Below are 20,209 nucleotides of genomic sequence, written 5' to 3'. Positions count from 1 at the left end.
TGGGCGAACGACTATAAGTTCAATAGACGCTCGCCATAAACGCGACAGTCTACTCGGTTTTATTGCTCAGCGCCCAGCGCACTATATCAGCCCAAGATGGCTCTTTACCGTACATTTGCATGCCACGCAAAAACACCCGCCCGGCAACACGACGCATCCAGTAAACAGTTGCGACCAGCAGCGCTAATGATAACACTGGCTGCCACCAAGGCACGGTCATCATGGCCATTTTCACTGGCATGGCTGCAAACGAGGTAAAAGGTATAAAACTAAGCAGTGTCATGCCAAGGCCTGACGGGCTATCTATTACCATAAAGGTAAATACCATTGGCAACCAAGTAAGCAACATTACTGCACTTTTCCCGCTATTATTGGGGTCATCAATAGACGCGGCAATAGCGCCCATAAAGCTAGCACAAAGCAACACTCCCGCCAGCGCAAACGGTATCAACCAGAGTATTACACCAACATTTAGCCAGCTTAAATCTACCGGTTTTGACGAAAACAAACTGACTACCGCCAAACCTATTAGCATAACCAATGCCGACGTTAGCATAGCTTTCATTGCACTAAAGCTATGGCCTAATACCTTACCATCCATCCATTGTTGCGGTGTAACTATGGCATATAATTGTTCGGTAACCCGTTGTTGCTTTTCGCCAGTAATACTCATTAGCACCTGACCAAACGCGGTACTTAACCCCACCAGCAGCAAGATTAACGTGCCCATGGCAATCATTTTTTCCGGTGTATCTTTACCCTTATAAGCTTGGTCTAAATAACGCATAGCTATAACTTTGGGCTGCTCTAGTGTTGCTAATTGCTCTGCTGACAACCCTATATTCAGCGCAGCTTGCTGTCGGTAATGTTGCTGCAACACCTTCTCTAACTGTTGTAACCATTTTTTACCGGTAAGCGTATATAAGCTAATCTCACCCTCTTGTTCGGTAACAACGGCCTGCCAAGACTGATCACTTTTCATTTGCTCAAGCTGTGTATTTAAGTCGATACTGGGCCGCTGAAACTGAAATAGTTTAGTATTTTCAATGCTAAAGTTAGCCGGTACCGCAATATTATATTGCTTTTTAGTTTCATCATTAAAAAAGCCCCACAATGAAATGGCTGCGACCACGGCTAACATCATTAAATAAGATACCAACTGCTGCTTCCACTTGAAAAACCGCAAAAACTCCCAGCGGGCAACAATTAAACTTTGACGCGAAATCATACTGTCACCTGCAAATTATGTTTTGTCATTGCCGCCAAATAGAGCTGGTGTAAGTCCGCGGTTTGCATTTCTACCTGAGTTAACTCAGCCAAGGCTAACAATTGCTTTAAGCATTCGGATACACCAACATCGTTAACCAAGGTAAGCATATAGTGATTAGCCTGCAACGGTTGTGCTAATAACAATGCCGGCAGCTGCTGTAACTGCTCTAAACTTACAGCACTATTAAAACCTACTTTCATCTCGCGCGGCCCTTGCCCCTGTTGCTGTATTTGTTGCAAGGTACCGGCTAAAACCACCTGACCTTGCGCCATTAACAGCATGTGATCGGCTAGCTTTTCTACCATCGCCATTTGATGCGCACTAAGGATCACTGTCATACCGCGTTGTTTTAATTGCTGCAGAAACAACACTACCTTTTCTTGATTAATCGGGTCTAAGCCTGAAAATGGTTCATCAAGAATTACCAGCGCCGGCTTGTGCAACACTGCCGCTATTAACTGTACCTTTTGTTGATTACCTTTTGATAGCTGCTTAAGCTCATCGTGGCGCCGCTCAAGAAGTTCAAACTCGCCAAGCCAATAGTCCATTTCTTGTAACGCAACGCTTTTACTTAAGCCGTGTAATTGCGCTAAATACAGCAGATTTTTTTCAATACTTTTATCTGGATATAAACCGCGGTCTTCAGGCAAGTATCCTAATAACCGGCGCGGTACATGATCAAACTGCTGATCTTGATAACTAATCATAATGCTGCCGCTATCAGGCTTAGTCATGCCCACTAACATACGAATAATAGAGGATTTTCCAGCGCCATTTGGCCCAAGCAGTGCGAATATTTCGCCACTGTCAATCTGAAAACTTACTTGCTTTACCGCCTGCACCGAGGCGTACGCTTTACTAATAGCCGTAACAATAAGTTGCATAAAAAACCCTATTAGCAGGTTAACCATGGCTAACCTGTATTTATGTACTAATAATGTAAGCTTACCACTACCGAACACACTGCGACCAATAGCAATTTGTTAGTAAATATGTAACAACAGCAATAAAACCGATAAGGTTGTAGGGTTTTAATGCTTAGTACGATATAACATAAAGTGGATCTGAGCTTATTCTGCGCTATCACTAAAGTTAAGGAAATTTTTATGCTGTCGGCATTATTATGAATTCGGACTTATATAAAACTCTAATTCTTGCCACCACACTCTTCTGCTGCAATGCCGCTGCCAATACGCTGCAAATTAAGGTGCAAGATCAGGCTGCAAGCCCGTTAGCTAATGCGGTTATTGAGCTGATAGCAGAGCAGCCGATACCGCAGCTGAACCAACCTCAGATCAGCATTGCGCAACAAGGTTTAATGTTTGTACCCTTTGTTACTGCTGCACCAATAAATAGCGCCATTGAATTTCCAAATAAAGACAAAACTCGGCATCATATTTATTCATTTTCAGACGCCAAAACCTTTGAAATACAATTATATGCAGATACGCCTGAACAACCTGTCATCTTTGATCGACAAGGTATCGTGGTATTAGGCTGTAATATTCATGACTATATGCAAGCGTATATTTATATTGGCGCAAGCCCTTTGCTTGCGGTAACTGATGGAGCAGGAACCGCTGCTTTTTCTGATCTACCAGCAGGTAATTATCAACTTAAACTGTGGCATCCTTGGCAAAAGCAACCACAACAGATTACCAGCATCACACTGACAACGAACACCGAACAGCAGCTGACACTGCCGGTAGAACAAAAAGCCTTACCAACCGCGCCCAAACGCGGCTTTGGCCATTAGTAGCGCTAAGCTAATGATATTTAGATCTTTGCGCACCAAATTTATCTTAGTGATGTTGCTGTTACTTAGCTTACTAGCTACAGCAACCGGCTTAGCAACGCTAAATACGATAAAGCGTGATAGCGAAACTCAAGCTCGCCAAATACTTAACGTTGCAAGTAAAGTACTAAAACAAGCACTAAATAACCGCGCCAGCCAATTGAGCAACAGTGTGCAGATCCTTGCTACCGATTTTGGTTTTCGTCGCGCAGTGGCAACAAAAGAGCAAGAAACCATAGCATCAGCACTGGCTAACCATGGCAGCCGCGTTAATGCCAGCCTAATGCTATTAATTGATACCAGCGGCGATTTACTGGTTAGTTCAGAGCCAAGCATTACGGCAGTAGATATAACGCCTTTATTTAGCCAAACCCAAACTGAAAATAGCATACCTGTTACCGATATTATTCATTTAGCAGGTCAAGCATATCAATTAGTACTCGCGCCAGTTAAAGCACCCAATCTTATTGCTTGGGTGGGCATGGGGTTTCCTTTAGACAGTACACTGGCAGAACAAATATCCGGTATTACTGGTTTAGATATTAGCTTTATTGCCGCCAAGAATAATAATTTCACGTTATTTACCTCAACTCTAGATCTGGATAACCAGCAACGCTTGCCTCGCGTTATGCCAGTGCTTATTGCACAAGCTGGTACGGCACAAAATAACACCGAACAAGACTACACCTCTTTGGCAACGGCGCTTGATGCACAGCAGCAACTATGGGCAGTGCAGCACTTACCTAATGCGCGTTGGTTAGATAGCTATCAACAGTTTCGCCAACAGCTGTTACTTATTTTTAGTGCATCGCTTGCGTTGGCTTTGCTGGTTGCCATTATTTTTGCTCGAAGTATTACCGGGCCACTAAATGCGCTAAGCCTTTTTGCTAAGCGGATCGGCCAAGGCTTTGACGCTACACCACCTGCAGAAGGCAACGACGAAGTAGGTTTGCTTAGCCGTACACTGGTCACTATGCAGCAAGATATTCGCCAACGAGAACAGCAGCTTATTTTTAGTACGGAGCATGACAGCTTAACCGGCTGCTATAACCGTTTAGCAACCGAGCGCTTGCTGCAACCTTGGTTAACCAAGCCAAACAGCTGCCTGTTACAGCTTAATATTCAGCGGTTTAAACATATTAACGATATATTAGGCTTTAGTAACGGCGACTTACTTTTGCAGCAACTTGCTGAACGCTTAAAGCAAATTGCACCAACACCAAAACTATTAGCACGACTAGGTGGTGATGAGTTTTTACTGCTCTACGATAGTCATGTATCAATTGAACAAGTACAGCTTTTGCTCAAGCCATTACTGGATGGTTATATGCTGCAACGTTCAACCATTAACTTAAAGCTAACAGTCGGCATTTATCATTTTAGTGTCAGCGAGACGGGTATAAATGACGTATTACGCCGTGTCGACATTGCCCTGGGCAATGCACGAGGCGCAGCAAACCATATTGCGTTTTATACACCAGGCCAAGACGAAAGCCATCAGCGCGAACTAACGCTAATTCGTGATTTACCTAATGCATTAAAAAACGGCCAGTTTTTTGCTGTGTATCAACCTAAAGTCGATATTCCACAGCAAACATGCAGTAGCGCCGAAGCCCTAATTCGTTGGCAACACCCCGAATTTGGTTTCATCCCACCGGATCAGTTTATTAAGCTAGCTGAGCATTCAGGTAATATTGGCCTGATTAGTAATTGGATGCTAGCTGAAGTAATAAAACAAGCCGCTTACTGGTGGCAGCATGCTATGCCGGTGCAATTGGCTGTAAACCTATCGGTATCCGATTTACTAAACCCAAAGTTAGCTGATGACATTTACGCCCTGCTAACGACACATAACTTACCCGCAGCAGCACTAGCGCTAGAAGTAACCGAAAGCGCGGTCATGGCAGATGCCAGCACAGTTATACAACAATTACAGCGCTTACGGGGGCTTGGTATTACACTGTCAATCGATGACTTTGGCACCGGCCAGTCATCTCTAGCTTATTTAAAACAACTGCCCGTACACGAAGTTAAAATTGATCGCGCCTTTATTAAAGACATTGAACACAACACAAACGACGCGCTTATTGTGGCGGCAACCACCAAACTAGCGCATAGCTTAGGCTTTACAGTAACGGCCGAGGGCTTAGAAAATAAAGCGGGGTTAGAACATCTAATCCAGTGTGGTTGTGACAAAGTTCAAGGATACTACTTTGCTAAACCGTTGGTTGCCGAGCAGTTTTCAGCATGGTTAATGCAATTCACGCAACAACAGCGCAACACCGAGACAGAAGGCTCTAAATGAAAATAATGATATTACTGGCGGCAGTTATCTTAGTGTTTAGCCCGAAAAGCATGGCTAATAGTAAAATTATTGCTACCGGCGGCACTAGCTCAATTGAGGGTAGCGCTGGCGGCGGTATTGTACCTTGGGCTGTTATTAACGGTTATGCCAGTAGTGACGAATGGGCAGTGACGTCGTTTATTAGTGTGGTTGGTGTTGATGATTTTACGCTTAACACCTTTGGCGCTAGCCTTACGTATGATAACAATTGGGAATGGTCCATCGCCAGGCAAACCTTAAAGCTTGATAGCTTAGGTGGTGAACTGGGCCAAGATATCTTTGGCGTAAAATACCACATTGCGGGCGAACTATTGTATACCGCCCTGCCACAAATAAGCCTGGGAATTCAGTACAAAAAGCATCGTGACTTCGCGCTGCCAAAAGCAGTTGGCGCACGTGATGATAGCGGCGTCGATTTCTACTTATCTGCAACCAAGCTACTCTTTAACCAGATTGCCGGTCGTAATTTACTGCTTAATGCAACAGCGCGGGCGACTAAAGCAAATCAAACGGGTTTACTGGGGTTTGGTAGCGAAACCAATAACAACTACCAACTAATGCTCGAAGGTTCAGCTGCTCTACTGTTAAATTATAATGTTGCCATAGGCGTAGAATTTAAACAAAAGCCTAACAAATTAAGCTTTGCCGATGAACAACATTGGCGCGATGTGTTTATTGCTTGGTTTATTAATAAACATGTTTCTGTAACCGCAGGCTACGTAGACCTTGGCAGTATCGCCGGTTTTAACAATCAGCAAGGTTATTATTTGTCTATTGAAGGAGCGTGGTAAATGAAATGGATACTAATTACAACGCTATTATTTCTCAGCGCATGCAGCCAACATACAAGACCAAGCCTATACCAGCAGTTAGGCGGTGACGCCGGAATTAGTTTAATAACCGACGCATTATTAAACGAAATTGCTAATGACGAACGTATCGTGCACCATTTTGCGGACACTGACATTGAACGTTTTAGACGTTTATTAGCCGAGCAATTGTGCCAGCTAACTGGTGGCCCTTGTATTTATAGCGGCGGCACCATGCAAGATAGTCATAAAGGCTTTAATATTACGCTAGCTAACTACGATGCGTTAGTTGAAAATTTAACTAAGGTAATGCAGCGCCAGAACATTAGCATCAGTGCCCAGAATCAATTATTGGCACTGTTGGCGCCAATGTATAAAGATATTAGTTACCGCTAAGCCGTTTCATAATTAAACCTGCTAAAGCATAGTTAACTTTAATAAGTGAAGTGCGCCGCTAGCTATGGTTGCTATCATCAATTCAGGCTAAACTGCTGAAAAAATTACAGTGCTGACTATGCGATTAATTATCTTATCGTTTTTATTAATACTATTGCCTGCAACATACGCTGCAGAACCGCTATTAGTTCGTTTAGCCGAAGCAAAAACCAATTCTGAGCAAGTGAGTGAGCAGCTATTAGCAATGCCAGTAGCCAGCAGAAGCACTGAAGACTGGCTAGTGTTAACCGAAACTCAAATGCGACTGCTTAATAAAGACTCAGCGATGGACGCGGTAAATCGCGCAATAGAATCTGCACAGTCTGCCTACCTTAAAGCCTACGGTTACTTATTAAAAGCGCAGGTTTATGGCATTTTATACCGCGATACTACTATTGCCATTACCCAATTAGAAAGCGCTGAACAGTTATTACAACATACTGACGATAACGACAGCATGGCGTTATACAGTGATGTGTTGCAAAGCTTTGCCCAAGCCTATAACCAATTAGGCAATATTCCACTGGCAATCCCTTACGCCCAACGCAGCCTAGAGCTAGCATTAAAACAATTGCAACCTGATGCTGAGCTTAAGGCGCATATTACGCTGGGCAGGTTAATGCTGCAAAACAACGCCTATAGCCAAGCATACCAGCACTTAAACGAAGCGTTAGAATTAGCAACCCGCTTGCAAGATACCGACGCACTTGCGTCTATTCATCTTCGGCTTGGCATGGCCTATCGAAAAATTCAATATCACACACAAGCACTCGACCATTTACAGCAAGCTAGCGCCTTGTACAAACAACTCAAGCGCACTGCCAACTACACTTACAGCTTAATTTATATTGCTGATACCTATTTAGAGGACATAACTACCGCAGACCAAGCGATGAATTATTTAAATGAAGCTCTAGAGCATGCACGTAAGATGGACGACGTACTGCGCATTGGCGTTGTTACATTATCTTTAGGCCGGTTAGCGGCATTGCAAAATAATGCAGACTTAGCATTAACGCACTTTAATCATGCATTACAGTTGTTTAGCCAACAACAAATATCATCGTACTCGCACGAAACCTTACTAGCATTAATAGAGCTATTACTAAAACAGCAGCAATACCAGCAAGCTAATCACCACCTGCAAGAGCTTGCCCCACAAATGCCGCAAGCTGCTTCTTATTTAAGGTACCGTTTCCATGATGTTTCAGCCAAAATGGCAGCACATGATCGCCAGTGGGCTAACGCTTACAACCATAGCATACAAGCCAGCGCACTACGTTTTGAACAACTTTCTGAACAAAGCAAACTGCAGTTAGACTTAATTAATCAGGGGCTATACCAAGTAACGGCAAGTAAAACACTACAAGCCGAATTAAAGCAAACACAACAAATAAATGTTGAACAAAAACAAAGAATTAAGCTATATATCGTTGCTATAGCATTATTAGTCTTAATATTAGCAGTGGTTTTTATTTGGGTATGGCGACGTAAGGTATTAGCAAAAAAAACGCTAACACTGTCTACACCTAATTGGACAAATTTTTGTCAGCGTATACAGCTTCATTCAGTAACAAGTGATGTCAGCATACTAGCTTACGCCTTAACCAATAGCCCAGAGTTAAAGCGCCAGCATGGCGAACAGCAGCTACAGCATTTATGGCAAAACTTTTTACACCAACAACCAAGTAATACACTGCTCGCAAGCTGTATTTATGACGACGTGTTATGGTTAGCCGCAAGCGGTGACGAAGCATCAGTTAGTACCTTACAAACTAGTTTACTACAGCAACTCAAACCTAGATTAAAAGAGATCTCTGCTGAACAATCTTTACTTAGCTTGCATCTTCCTTTAGCGCAGCTGCTTGAAAAACCGTGGCGTACGCTAGAAATTACTGCACTACGTGAGGCTCTATGGTCAAGCTGGGCACTGTGTACTAACAATCATAACGACGCCAGCGAATATGTAATGTCCATAAGCAGTACACAACCAAGAGCCTGTGAATGGCGCGGTAATATGGTTCGGCAGGATCTATTAAATGCAATACGCTTAGGTAGTATGGTGCTGCGATACAATAACAGGGTATTACCGGCGACTAGCGCCGATAACTTAAACTAACTAAGCACTAACGGCTAAAAGACGAAGACGCTCAGGTAAAGTGTAGCTGACGCTGTGACGAGCTTTCGGGCAAACAAAGCTTAAACTAACCGCTTGCAATGCCAATCCTGTGCTATTTTTATTATTTTCACCGTACTCTGGATCGCCCATAACCGGGTGACCCAGTGCGGCAAAATGACGACGAATTTGGTGTTTACGCCCACTGATTAAATCTACTTCTAACCAGCTTTGCTGAGCTTCAAAGTCAACCTGGTATAAAGAAAACTGGGTTAAACAAGCTTTTCCATCTAGCGCTAATTCTATTTTGCCCGGCTGCAATACATTATCTGCCAACACACCTTTTACTTTTATTAAGTAGCGCTTACTTATTTTATGCTCGGCAATTAATTTACTAAACGCTGCAGCTGAAGGTTTACTATGCGCAATTAACACCAAACCACTGGCTTCACGGTCCAGTCGATGTAATAAAAACACCGGCCGCTTAGCGGAGAAATGTTGCTCAACACTACGTAATAGCGATACATGATCGCCCCACTCATTGCCCTGCGACAACATGCCAGCAGGTTTAAACCACACACTATACTGTTGCTGATCACTTATCAGTGTTGGTGCGGTGCAACTACGCTGCAAAATATCGTCATCATAATGAATTTGTAACTGCTGTCCGGCTTGCAGGTTAGTTTGGGCTCGGCGTAAGCGCTTTTGCGGCTTGCTATTTAATAACACCGCACCTTTAGCCATCGCATCCTTCAACCGCCCTTTAGACAGCTCAGGCACTTGCTGTACGAGTAAATCAATTGCATTAACGCTGCTTGGTGCAACAACAGTGCGTATCAGTTTCATTGCTTTACACATCCTTTACGTTGAAGTTCAGCCAAAATTCATCGGCGCAGCCTGTAATAGTAACAAAGCAAAAGGAGATTTGGTTATGAAAAATATCAACCTACAGTTATTAAGTTGTTTGCTGCTAGCTTTAGCTCTACCGGTTAATGCGACTGAAACGTTGAGTAGCAGCAGCGAACGCCACAGCACGGCAAAATCAAGCTCGTCACCAAAAAAACTTGCCATTACCACGCAGTCTTATCAAAGCCATGTTTGGTTTAATAGTGTTGATATATTGATCAGCGGCGATATTAATAACAACGGCTATTTTCATCAGCTAGAAGTGGAGTTTGATGCAGATACCTCTATGCCTTACCAACAAGTATTCGCCGAATTTTCGTTACTGCCGACCTACGGTGGTGAAAAAATATATTATACCAGTAGCGTTTTTGAGCTATTTCGCCAAAGCAATAATGATTGGTTAGCCGTAGATACGGTTTTAGAACGTCGTTTTCCAGCCGATGAATATCTACTAACCATTCGCTTGTTCGATGCGAACACCGGCTATCTGCTAGCCGAAATTTCAGGCTTTGACGATAGCAACCTCGATTATCTTCCGTTAGAAGATTACGACCGCGACAGCTATATAACTGACACCACAGTTGTAGTATCTGGCGGCACAACTGGTATCTTTTCACTGCTAGTATTATGCTTAATGTTCTATTCGAGAGTAGGCTTTAAGAGGTGTCAGCGTTAAATGAAACAACTTTTACTGTGCATGTTGCTTGCGGCGCCATTAACTATAGCGGCGCCAATGCAATTGAATATGCAACAATTGCCTGAACACACGCAGTTTACTTACCGCTATGCCAGCATGGGGCAAGCACAGCAGTTACGTTTTGCTATTGAAAACAAGAATCTAACTAATCACTTTCGGCAGTTTCGCGCGTTTAAACCGGTTATGCTGCAGCACTATCTCTGGCGCGATTTACGCGCCCATGTTGCGCAATATCCGGGCGCAAAGCTGCGTAAACTCCCCCCTGCCGACCTATTGAATTACCAGCTACAAACTGCTGACACCACATTACGGCAGCAGTTGAATGCCGAACTGGCGCAACTGACAAAGGAACGCACCGCATTTTATTTGCATCAACAATACTATCACCAACTAGAACTGCCGTGGGGCGAGCTGGTTATTATTCCGGATCATCAACGATTGATGCAGGATAGCCTGCAAGATCTACTGCCGTTAGCTACCGCTTGGCACGATACGTTAGTTAACATGCCCACTCGCCAATCCTTAGCTATGCTAACCAGCTGGATACAGCAAATTCCCTATCAGGATTTATCTAATAGAGCACAGTCGTCTGGCGAGAGCTTTAACCCACCCTTAAAGTTACTAAAAGAAAACCGTGGCGATTGTGACAGTAAAGCCGTTTTATTGGCGGCATTACTACGGATGCTTTTGCCTGATGTGCGTCTGGCCATGGTTTATTTGCCTGAACACGCACTTCTAGCTGTGCAGTTAACCCCCACTACCGATGATATGAGTGTGCGTATCGAAGGACGAGATTACCTGCTAGTCGATGCAACTGGCCCGGCACAATTAGCGCCCGGACAGATTGCACCACAGTATGAAATATATACCCGAAATGACCATTTCGGATACCAGCTATTATGACGGCGGATTTTGCCTTAACCGACTAATACGTTCAAATATGTCATGCCAACCATAAGGTATACGCTGCACGCCTTGGCTGCTGCCTTTAGATAGACGCTCTATATGCACCAGCAAACGCTTAGATGGCGATAAAATACGCAGCCGATAACGATACTGTAGTGCGTATAAGAAAACGCCGAATAACACCGCATAGCTCAACCAATGCCAGACAAACTCTTTAACTCCGGCGGCAAATACATTAGCTTTATGTTCTAACAAACCTAATGACCATGGCATAGAACTTAGACGCTGCACTTGCAACATATGTTGATCAATATTCTGCACAGGCATCGTCATTGAATTACTTATTAGCTGACCAAACTGATCTAACAGCATAAACTCAGCATCCTTGTGCTGCTGATAAATTGGCGCTAATAGCGGCGCCAATTCAATGGCAAATACAAATCGACCAAGTTTTTTATCGTCAGCGTAAAGTGGCAACATAACTGCGGCCTGTTGCTGCAAAAAACTAGAAAAAAATATCTGCCCACGTTCATAGTTCGGCTCAGGTTTACTATCTTTTTGCCATTGCACCAAATAATCGGCAATATAATCGGACCATTTAAGCTGGCCATTGTAAGCAAAGCCTTGCTCTGATAAGTAGTACATACCAACCAGATAGGGTTGAGTTTCTTTCGCTAATTCAAAGTAAGGTTGTAACCGCTGTAACATCATTAATTCAGCGTTTACAGTGCCATCCAGTTGCATCAGCGACGCTTGCTCAGTTACACCACTGTCTAGTTGCAGCAAAGGCAACATATCCTCTGTTGGCTCTGCAGGTATAGATAGCTTTAATAATGAAGCCCGCCGTACCGCTTCCATAAACGCCAGTATAGGTACAAATTCGCTATCAACCTGATTACTAGCTGCAGCTAAACGTAACTTGGTTTGTAATACCTTATCGTCAACACTGCGAAAGTAATGCACTAAAGCACCAAAAGTGGACAATAGCAGTAATAGTATGATGCCGAGCTTAGTGCTACGACGATATTCGATGTAGACAGGGTTTTTCATGCAGCTTCCTTGCATTGTTAGACCTAATTTCGCGGCTATTATAACCATAACCAGCTCAGTTGAACGGCATCATTAGTTAACTAGGCTAGCATTTCAACTTATTTGCTTATAAATTTACTTCCGCAAAAGACGCTAAGCGGCTACGCACCACGCCATTTAAATTAATAGTTGCACTGCCTTCAAAGTTTTTAAATCGCTCTACAATATAGGTTAACCCTGACGTAACCGCAGTTAAATAGTTACTATCAATCTGCGACAAATTACCCGAGCAAATGAGTTTAGTGCCCTCGCCGCAGCGCGTAATAATAGTTTTCAACTGTGCGGCGCTTAAATTTTGGCACTCATCTAAAATTACAATCGCATTTTGAATACTTCTACCACGCATAAAATTAACCGATTTAAATTGAATGTTCGCTTTTTCCATAATGTAATTCACGCTAGCGTGCGGATGCTCATCAGTTTTATGAAGTACCTCTAATGAGTCGGTAATCGCCGCCAACCAAGGCGCCATTTTTTCTGCTTCTGTACCAGGTAAAAAGCCAATAGATTCAGCAATTTCTGGCGTATTTCTAGTAACAATTACTTTGTCGTACATGCCTTTTTCAATTACCAGTTCAAGCGCAGCTGCCAACGCAATAAGTGTTTTACCACAACCTGCAGGGCCAGTTAGAATAACTAAGTCTAAGTGAGGATCTAACAAAGCCTGCATCGCCATTGCCTGATAAATATTTTTCGGCCTGATACCCCAAGCTTGACGATGCATTAACTGTTCGTAGCCAAAATCCTGAATACAAATTTCTGTCTCAGTAATTGATACCACTTTGCCGGCAAAGCTTTCAGCCTCATCAATTAGGTATTCATTAACATAAGCATTGGGTAACAAGCTGCAACTCACATAATGATAGGTGCTTCTGCCGGCATTTTCACTGCGACACTCACCAACCTGGCGCCAAAATTCGCCAGAAAAAACGTAATAACCTTTATACAAAAAACGAACATCGTCAATTAACTGGTCAGTGCGATAATCTTCAACCAGCTTAAGCCCAGCGCCCTTGGCTTTTAGCCGCATATTAATATCTTTGGTTACAAGAATAACTTTAGTTGGGCTTTTCTCCCGCTGCAGATAAAGTGCAGTATTAATGATGAGATGATCATTTTCTCCACCGGGCAGACCGGGTATTTCATCAGAAATATGATGGTCATTAATAATAAACAAGTGACCACCTTGGTTTTGTTCACTTTGCCTAGGTATGGCGACACCTTGTAGCATTTGATCGGGCGAAGCATCTTTTAACACATCTTCTAGTGCGCGTATTGCTACTCTGGCATCGCGGCTAACGTCTTTGTTACGATCTTTAATATGATCCAATTCCTCTAATACGGTCATTGGAATGATAACGTCATGCTCTTGAAAGTTTAGGAAGGCAAAGGGTTCATGTAGCAGAATATTAGTGTCGAGAACGTAGATTTTTTTTTCATTATCTTTTTTTCGCGCCATACGGCTATCCCCTTAACTGAAACAAGTTTATGAGTTGTGCCATAAAACAAGCATAGTGCAACACGCGTTTTTTTGCCTGAGCAAAAGCAAAATCTAACGTAATTTCATACACTCATAGCACTATTAAACATTTTTCATAAAAAACTAAAAATCAGCAGTGTTATTAATTGCAAATTCAGATGCAGCCCAACCTGATTCCTAGTACCATAGCGCGCCATTTTAACTGATTGAGTACAGAATGAAGTTTGCTCTGGGACAACGCTGGATTAGCGATACAGAATCCGATTTAGGTTTAGGCACTATAGTTGCGCTGGAAGGCCGTCATTTAACACTTTTATTTCCAGCCAGTGGCGAAACCCGCCTTTACGCCCAAGCAGAAGCCCCATTAACTCGGGTACAATTTAACGTTGGCGACGAAGTGGCAAGCGCTGATGATTTTAAAATACTCGTCAGTGCCATTAAAGAACAACACGACACCTTAGTATATTGCGGTACGCGTTTAGACGATGGCAGCTATATTGAGCTAAGAGAAACATTTCTTGATCACTTTATTAGCTTTAATCAGCCACAAGATCGTTTATTTGCCGGCCAAATAGACCGCTTTGATTGGTTTAGCTTACGTTATCAAGCTTGGCAGCATGTGCATCAACAACAACAAAACCCACTACGGGGTTTATCTGGGCCTCGTGTTAGCTTAATTCCACATCAGTTGCATATTGCTAACGAAGTGGCACAGCGCCATGCGCCGCGTGTATTGCTTGCCGATGAAGTAGGCTTAGGCAAGACTATTGAAGCTGGTTTTATTATACATCAGCAACTGATTAGCGGCCTTGCTAGCCGAGTAATGATTGTGGTACCCGATTCATTGCAACATCAGTGGCTAGTAGAAATGCTACGCCGTTTTAACTTGCACTTTTCGGTATTTGATCAAGAACGCTGTGAACAGTCAGCCTTGGATAACCCCAATCCGTTTGATACTGAACAGCTGGTATTATGTAGTTTATCATTCTTAAAAAACCAACCTCGTTGGCACCAATTAGCAACACAAAGCCAGTGGGACTTATTGGTTGTGGATGAAGCGCACCACTTACAGTGGAGCGAGGATAACCCAAGTGAAGAATATCAACGCATTAGCGACTTAGCGCAAAATACGGCAGGGCTTATTCTGTTAACGGCCACACCCGATCAGTTAGGCCATGAAAGCCATTTTGCCAGATTAAAGCTGCTAGACCCTGCTCGTTTTCATAGCTACGACGCATTTTTGCAGGAGGAGCAGCGCTACCAGCATATTGCTACTGTAGCTATTCCGCTATTAGAGCAGCGTATTTTAACTACTGCAGAAGCTGCCGCACTGCGTCAAGCGTTAACTGAAAGCGATATTAGTAGTGAGCTTAAACAAATAAACGATGTGGATGCTAGCGCAGAACTGCAAGCTCAAGCTCGTCAACGATTATTGTCTCAGCTGTTAGATCATCACGGCACTGGCCGTATACTATTTCGTAATAGTCGTGCCAGTGTGAAAGGTTTTCCTCAGCGTCATGCTCATCTGACCCCGCTTGTATTACCAGAACAATATCAAAACGCATTAAAAGTGCACTTTAGCCTTAATCCGTCACTGACAGAAGCCCAGCGAATTCGGGCCAACTTATTTCCTGAGCAAGTATTACAACAGCTTGATACCAACAGTAATTGGTGGCAATTCGACCCACGTGTTGACTACTTATTAAACCTATTGAAACAACACAAGCATGATAAGTTTTTACTTATCTGCGCTCATGCCGAAACCGCAATTGCGTTAGAAGAAGCCGTGCGCGTGCGTGAAGGTATTCGTGCCGCTGTGTTTCACGAAGGGATGACAATACTGGAACGCGATAAAGCCGCCGCTTATTTTGCTCAAGAAGAATATAGTGCACAGTTATTAGTCTGCTCGGAAATAGGTAGTGAAGGCCGTAATTTCCAGTTTGCGCATCATTTAGTATTATTTGATTTGCCGCTCAATCCAGATTTATTAGAGCAGCGAATTGGCCGTCTTGACCGAATTGGCCAACGTGAAGATATTCAAATTCATTTACCGTATTTTACTAATCATAGTCAGCAGGTATTGTTGGAATGGTATCAGCACGGGTTAAATGCCATAGAACATACGTGCCAAACTGGCCGTGTCGTATTTGAACATTTTTCCCCCCAATTATTGTCGCTATTAACTCAACCAAATATCGACACACAACTACTTGCCAATATTATTGAGCAAACTCAGCAACTCAACGCTGCATTAAAACAAAAATTAGAGCAAGGCCGAGATCAACTGCTGGAAATAAACTCTGGTGGTGGCGCCGCAGCAAAAGCATTGGCAGAACAGCTGGCAACACAAGATAATGACACCGCTCTGCCTATGTTAATGTTTAAAGCCTGGGATATGCTGGGTATTAATCAAGATGACCGCAATGATACTAGCATCATTCTTTCACACTCTGAACACATGCACTGCACCAGCTATCCTGGGTTAGGTGATGATGGTGTAACTGTTACTTTTGATAGAGCAACCGCACTAGCAGAAGAAGATATTCAATTATTAAGCTGGGACCATCCAATGGTTCGCGGTACGTTAGATATTTTGACCACCGAGCCCCATGGCAGTAGCTCTGTTGCTATTCTAGTAAACAAAGCGCTACCCGTTGGCAGTTATTTATTAGAATTAAACTTTATTGTTGAAGCCAGTGCTCCAGCTACGTTACAACTGAATCGTTACTTACCTGCAACCCCACTACGCTTACTGCTAGATAAAAATGGCAATAATCTTTCTGAAAACGTTAGCTTTGAGCAATTAAATAAGCAGCTAAAGCCAATTGGCCGACAAAATGCGAGCAAGCTAGCCAGCGCATTACAAACTACAGTGCACCCCTTAATTGCCAAGGCAACCAGCTTAGCGCAAACCAAGTTAGATACTATTGTCGGTAAAGCACAACAACACGCGCAGCAAACATTGTATGAGCAACAACAGCGTTTAGTTACGCTAAAAAAATTTAATCCATCAGTGCGCCAAGATGAAATTAACGCATTACACAATCAACAACTACAAATAGCCGATTACATTAGCAAAGCACGGTTAAAGCTAGATGCTATTCGGCTAATTGTTGTAAGCCACGATTAATTATGTTGCTGCATTATGCACCACCAATGTCGCCTTATTTAGATATTTTATATCAGGATGATGTGCTGGTGGTGTTTAATAAACCCAGTGGCTTACTTACTGTGCCTGGCAAAGCGCCCGAACATAAAGACAGTCTAGAATATCGTGCTCGGTTAGTTTGGCCTGGCATTCGTATTGTTCATCGGTTAGATATGGCCACCTCAGGCGTAGTATTAATGGCGTTAACCGCTGCTAGCCAGCGCGAACTTAATCGCCAATTTCAGCAACGCGAAACCGAAAAGCATTATATAGCTCGAGTAAAAGGTAGCGTAGAAGCAGATACAGGCAGTATTGATTTGCCATTAATTTGTGATTGGCCAAATAGACCAAAACAAAAAATATGCTATCAATATGGCAAGCCTTCATTAACGCATTATCAGGTACTGCAGCGTGATCAAAGTTCAACACGACTTAAATTAACGCCAGTTACTGGGCGCTCACATCAACTAAGAGTGCATTTGCAGTGGTTAGGTCACGCAATCCTCGGTGATAAATTTTACGCCGATGACATCTCTTATCAAGCCGCCAGTCGCTTATTGTTGCATGCTGAAAAGTTGACATTTTACCACCCAGATACGGGACAGCCCTTAATATGTTTTGCTGCTTGCCCTTTTTAATTTAAAAAAGTACTACAACATTAACCCACCGTTCATATAATCGATGTATAATAAGTTCAATAATGTTTTTAAATTATTTAAATGATATGTACGAAGCGCATTTGATAATGCACTTTAGTGCAAGATGAGCCTAAGGAGAAATGGATGAAACTTAATAAAACGTTTTTAGCAGTAGCGGCAGCAGTGCCATTATTTAGTAGTGCAGTAATGGCCGACGCTGTAAGTTCTGCAGATTTAAAAGAACGCGTATTTGGTTCAATTTTCGCAGAATACTACATGCCAGATACAGATAAAACTGAATCTGCTGCGTGGAATTACATGGAAAAAGACTGGGGCTACGGTTTAGAGTTAGGTTACTACCTAACGGAACAGTGGGCATTACGTGCTGAGTATGCCAAGTTAGACTTAAGCTCAAAGTTAGATGGTTCAGATGCTGATGGTAAACGTCTGGGTATCGCCGCAATGTACCATTTAGCTCAACTGCCGTCAGTTTATATCGTAGGTGGTTTAAATCGCATTGATGCAGTAAGAAACACAACGGCATTAAACCTAGGTGTTGGTTACAAGCATTTCTTTAATCAAAACTTCGCACTGTTTGCTGAAGCTAATCGTTTCCAAGGTATCGATAAGTCTTATGCTGACGCGGGAATAAAATTGGGTATGACTTATGTGTTTGGTACGGCAGCAGCCGCTCCAGCACCAGCACCAGCGCCTACTCCAGTTGCTCCAGCACCAGTTGCACAACTAGATTCAGACGCTGACGGCGTATTAGATAACGTAGATAAATGTGCTAATACACCGGCGAACCATAAAGTAGACGCAACAGGCTGTACTATTTACCAAGAGAAGATGGCATCAGTAGGCGATATTGATATTGAAGTTCGTTTCCCATTCGACTCAGCAGTAGTACCACAAAGCCAGCGCGTTGATGTTGAAAACTTAGGTGCGTTTATGCAGCGCTTCCCTGAATCAACAGTAAAAATTGAAGGTCACGCGTCAAACATTGGTAATCCAGCATATAACATGCGTTTATCAGAGCGTCGTGCTAATGCAGTTGCAGACATGCTGAAGAAAAACTTCAACATCGACTCATCACGTATCAGCGCAGTAGGCTACGGTGTTACACGTCCTCGCGTTGAAGGTTCGACTCGTGCAGCACACGCAGCTAACCAGCGCATTGAAGCTAAAGTAACGGCTAAAATTAAAGAGCCAGTATTACGCTAAGCAATTGTTTTAACTCAAAGCCGCTGTCAAACAGCGGCTTTTTTTTAGCCTAAATTAATGGTAATTAATATTTTTGCTAACTCTGCATAATCTAATTATGCTAGCATCATCGCTCGCCGCTAACCTTATGTAGTATTACAATAATGTAGTTTGATCTAATAGCGTGCTTGGAGTTTACAATGTCTAAATGCCATTATCTGCTAAATGTAGCAAGTTTATTTGCGCTTTTTTCGGTATCAGCTGAGCAAACACCACTGGTGTCGTTGAGCGCAAACTCTCATGTTTGCAATGCCGAATCAGAAGTAGCGCGTTTAGCTGAAAATGAACATTTACAGGAAATGGCTAAAGCACTAGTTGAATTTAAACCTACCAAATTTTGTTTTATTCTGCCCGACTCAGCTGATGTAACAATTCTCGAGCAGCAGCCAAACTATATTAAATTTGACTATAAATCCCAAGTTCTATACACCTTTCGAAAATACATTATCACAACAACCGTAGCTGCTAATAACAGTTAAAGTAAACCGCTGCGCTGCCGATAGCCTGTTAAGCCGAGCTATGGATCATCAGTATGCGACAAAACGTTATTAGCTATTTACTCATAATGTATTGTTTGACAATGTCATCAATCATTTTAGCGGTACCGTCTACTGAACAAAACTATGCTGCAGACATAATACGTCAGTTGCCAGCAGATGAAGTTGTAGCATTAAACATAGATGAGCAACAAACCTTTATGTCGCTGCAGCGTGAAACCTTAACCAGCTATACTAAGGGCACTGCAATTTTATTACCTGATGGTAATGAGCATGCAGCAAGCCCCAAGCACATAGATCTACTGCGCCAGCAGCTAAACAGTTACGGCTGGTACACGCTAGCAATAATGCCGCCTACATTACCCGTTGAATTAAATGAAAAAAGCCTAGATAGCTACCAACAAGCGCTATTACAACGATTGAATGCAGCTCAAAAACAAGCTCAATTGCATAGTGGTGTTACCATTATTATTGCCCAAGGCACTAGCGCAGCGCTACTCAACCAACTTTTTTCCACAAATCAGCTAGCTGAACCCGCCGCCTTTATTATGCTTGGCGCTTTTCTTCCTGAGGCAACATTAAATCGTAACATCGCTAAAGCACTAGCAACACATCAGGTGCCCACACTAGATATTAGCAGCCAACAAGATAACGTTATGGTAACAAGCCAATTAAAGCTTAGGCGTCAGTTAGCAAATAAACATTTAAAAGCATTATACCGACAGCGTTTAGTTAATGGCTCTGGCTATAATGCGGATGTGCAACAATGGGTGTTTCAAGAAATATACGGCTGGCTTGGCTCAGTCGGTTTGTAGT

Annotated in this window: 17 protein-coding genes; 12 read left to right on the top strand and 5 right to left on the bottom strand. The window is 42.9% G+C overall.

Annotated elements, in window-relative coordinates; all coding sequences use genetic code 11:
* Nucleotides 1-49: 49 nt before the first annotated feature.
* Together E0Z06_RS01750 and E0Z06_RS01745 are read right to left on the bottom strand one after the other, a co-directional pair.
* Complete coding sequence (locus E0Z06_RS01750; protein WP_132581341.1) at nucleotides 50-1,228, bottom strand: ABC transporter permease; 1,179 nt, start codon at nucleotides 1,226-1,228, stop codon at nucleotides 50-52.
* On the bottom strand, nucleotides 1,225-2,154 hold the full coding sequence (locus E0Z06_RS01745) for an ATP-binding cassette domain-containing protein (protein ID WP_132581339.1): 930 nt from the start codon (nucleotides 2,152-2,154) through the stop codon (nucleotides 1,225-1,227). The genes E0Z06_RS01750 and E0Z06_RS01745 overlap by 4 nt, the downstream gene beginning before the upstream one ends.
* A 239-nt stretch (nucleotides 2,155-2,393) precedes the next feature.
* Between E0Z06_RS01745 and E0Z06_RS01740 the strand changes: the two genes are divergently transcribed.
* From E0Z06_RS01740 to E0Z06_RS01720, 5 genes are all read left to right on the top strand, one after another.
* The gene (locus tag E0Z06_RS01740) at nucleotides 2,394-3,026 is read left to right on the top strand and encodes a carboxypeptidase regulatory-like domain-containing protein (protein WP_132581338.1); all 633 of its coding nucleotides are present in this window, start codon (nucleotides 2,394-2,396) and stop codon (nucleotides 3,024-3,026) included.
* A gap of 13 nt (nucleotides 3,027-3,039) precedes the next feature.
* On the top strand, nucleotides 3,040-5,370 hold the full coding sequence (locus E0Z06_RS01735) for an EAL domain-containing protein (RefSeq protein WP_207903121.1): 2,331 nt from the start codon (nucleotides 3,040-3,042) through the stop codon (nucleotides 5,368-5,370).
* On the top strand, nucleotides 5,367-6,200 hold the full coding sequence (locus tag E0Z06_RS01730; RefSeq protein ID WP_132581336.1) for a DUF3034 family protein: 834 nt from the start codon (nucleotides 5,367-5,369) through the stop codon (nucleotides 6,198-6,200). The genes E0Z06_RS01735 and E0Z06_RS01730 overlap by 4 nt, the downstream gene beginning before the upstream one ends.
* Entirely contained in the window at nucleotides 6,201-6,614 is a 414-nt protein-coding gene (locus tag E0Z06_RS01725) for a group 1 truncated hemoglobin (protein WP_132581334.1), read from the top strand. It begins immediately after the preceding gene.
* 118 nt (nucleotides 6,615-6,732) lie between these two features.
* A complete protein-coding gene (locus tag E0Z06_RS01720; RefSeq protein WP_132581332.1) occupies nucleotides 6,733-8,772 on the top strand; it encodes a tetratricopeptide repeat protein in 2,040 nt (679 codons plus the stop codon).
* Here the strand turns inward: E0Z06_RS01720 and E0Z06_RS01715 are convergent, their stop codons facing one another.
* On the bottom strand, nucleotides 8,773-9,615 hold the full coding sequence (locus tag E0Z06_RS01715) for an RluA family pseudouridine synthase (RefSeq protein WP_132581330.1): 843 nt from the start codon (nucleotides 9,613-9,615) through the stop codon (nucleotides 8,773-8,775). It abuts the gene before it with no gap.
* Between the two features lie 85 nt (nucleotides 9,616-9,700).
* On the opposite strand from E0Z06_RS01715, the gene E0Z06_RS01710 reads away from it, so the two are divergent.
* Nucleotides 9,701-10,351, top strand: a complete 651-nt coding sequence (locus E0Z06_RS01710; RefSeq protein WP_132581328.1) for a choice-of-anchor H family protein — start codon at nucleotides 9,701-9,703, stop codon at nucleotides 10,349-10,351.
* On the top strand, nucleotides 10,352-11,275 hold the full coding sequence (locus tag E0Z06_RS01705; protein ID WP_132581326.1) for a transglutaminase domain-containing protein: 924 nt from the start codon (nucleotides 10,352-10,354) through the stop codon (nucleotides 11,273-11,275).
* Here E0Z06_RS01705 and E0Z06_RS01700 read toward each other — a convergent pair.
* Together E0Z06_RS01700 and E0Z06_RS01695 are read right to left on the bottom strand one after the other, a co-directional pair.
* The gene (locus E0Z06_RS01700) at nucleotides 11,270-12,328 is read right to left on the bottom strand and encodes a cache domain-containing protein (protein ID WP_132581324.1); all 1,059 of its coding nucleotides are present in this window, start codon (nucleotides 12,326-12,328) and stop codon (nucleotides 11,270-11,272) included. The genes E0Z06_RS01705 and E0Z06_RS01700 overlap by 6 nt on opposite strands.
* Nucleotides 12,329-12,434: 106 nt before the next feature.
* Complete coding sequence (locus tag E0Z06_RS01695; protein ID WP_132581322.1) at nucleotides 12,435-13,826, bottom strand: PhoH family protein; 1,392 nt, start codon at nucleotides 13,824-13,826, stop codon at nucleotides 12,435-12,437.
* Between the two features lie 238 nt (nucleotides 13,827-14,064).
* On the opposite strand from E0Z06_RS01695, the gene rapA reads away from it, so the two are divergent.
* The 5 genes from rapA (at nucleotide 14,065) to E0Z06_RS01670 (ending at nucleotide 20,208) form a co-directional block, all read left to right on the top strand.
* The gene (rapA, locus tag E0Z06_RS01690; protein ID WP_132581320.1) at nucleotides 14,065-16,977 is read left to right on the top strand and encodes an RNA polymerase-associated protein RapA; all 2,913 of its coding nucleotides are present in this window, start codon (nucleotides 14,065-14,067) and stop codon (nucleotides 16,975-16,977) included.
* Between the two features lie 2 nt (nucleotides 16,978-16,979).
* Complete coding sequence (locus E0Z06_RS01685) at nucleotides 16,980-17,633, top strand: pseudouridine synthase (protein WP_132581318.1); 654 nt, start codon at nucleotides 16,980-16,982, stop codon at nucleotides 17,631-17,633.
* A gap of 144 nt (nucleotides 17,634-17,777) precedes the next feature.
* Nucleotides 17,778-18,857, top strand: a complete 1,080-nt coding sequence (locus E0Z06_RS01680) for an OmpA family protein (protein WP_132581316.1) — start codon at nucleotides 17,778-17,780, stop codon at nucleotides 18,855-18,857.
* Between the two features lie 179 nt (nucleotides 18,858-19,036).
* Nucleotides 19,037-19,375, top strand: a complete 339-nt coding sequence (locus E0Z06_RS01675; RefSeq protein ID WP_132581314.1) for a hypothetical protein — start codon at nucleotides 19,037-19,039, stop codon at nucleotides 19,373-19,375.
* Nucleotides 19,376-19,476: 101 nt separating this feature from the next.
* Nucleotides 19,477-20,208 (top strand): DUF3530 family protein, encoded by a 732-nt coding sequence (locus E0Z06_RS01670; protein WP_243695538.1) that lies wholly within the window; start codon nucleotides 19,477-19,479, stop codon nucleotides 20,206-20,208.
* The last annotated feature ends 1 nt before the right edge of the window (nucleotide 20,209 follow it).

The sequence above is a fragment of the Rheinheimera sp. D18 genome, assembly GCF_004345025.1.
Lineage (GTDB): Bacteria > Pseudomonadota > Gammaproteobacteria > Enterobacterales > Alteromonadaceae > Alishewanella > Alishewanella metallidurans.
This window is presented reverse-complemented; position numbering and strand designations above follow the sequence as displayed.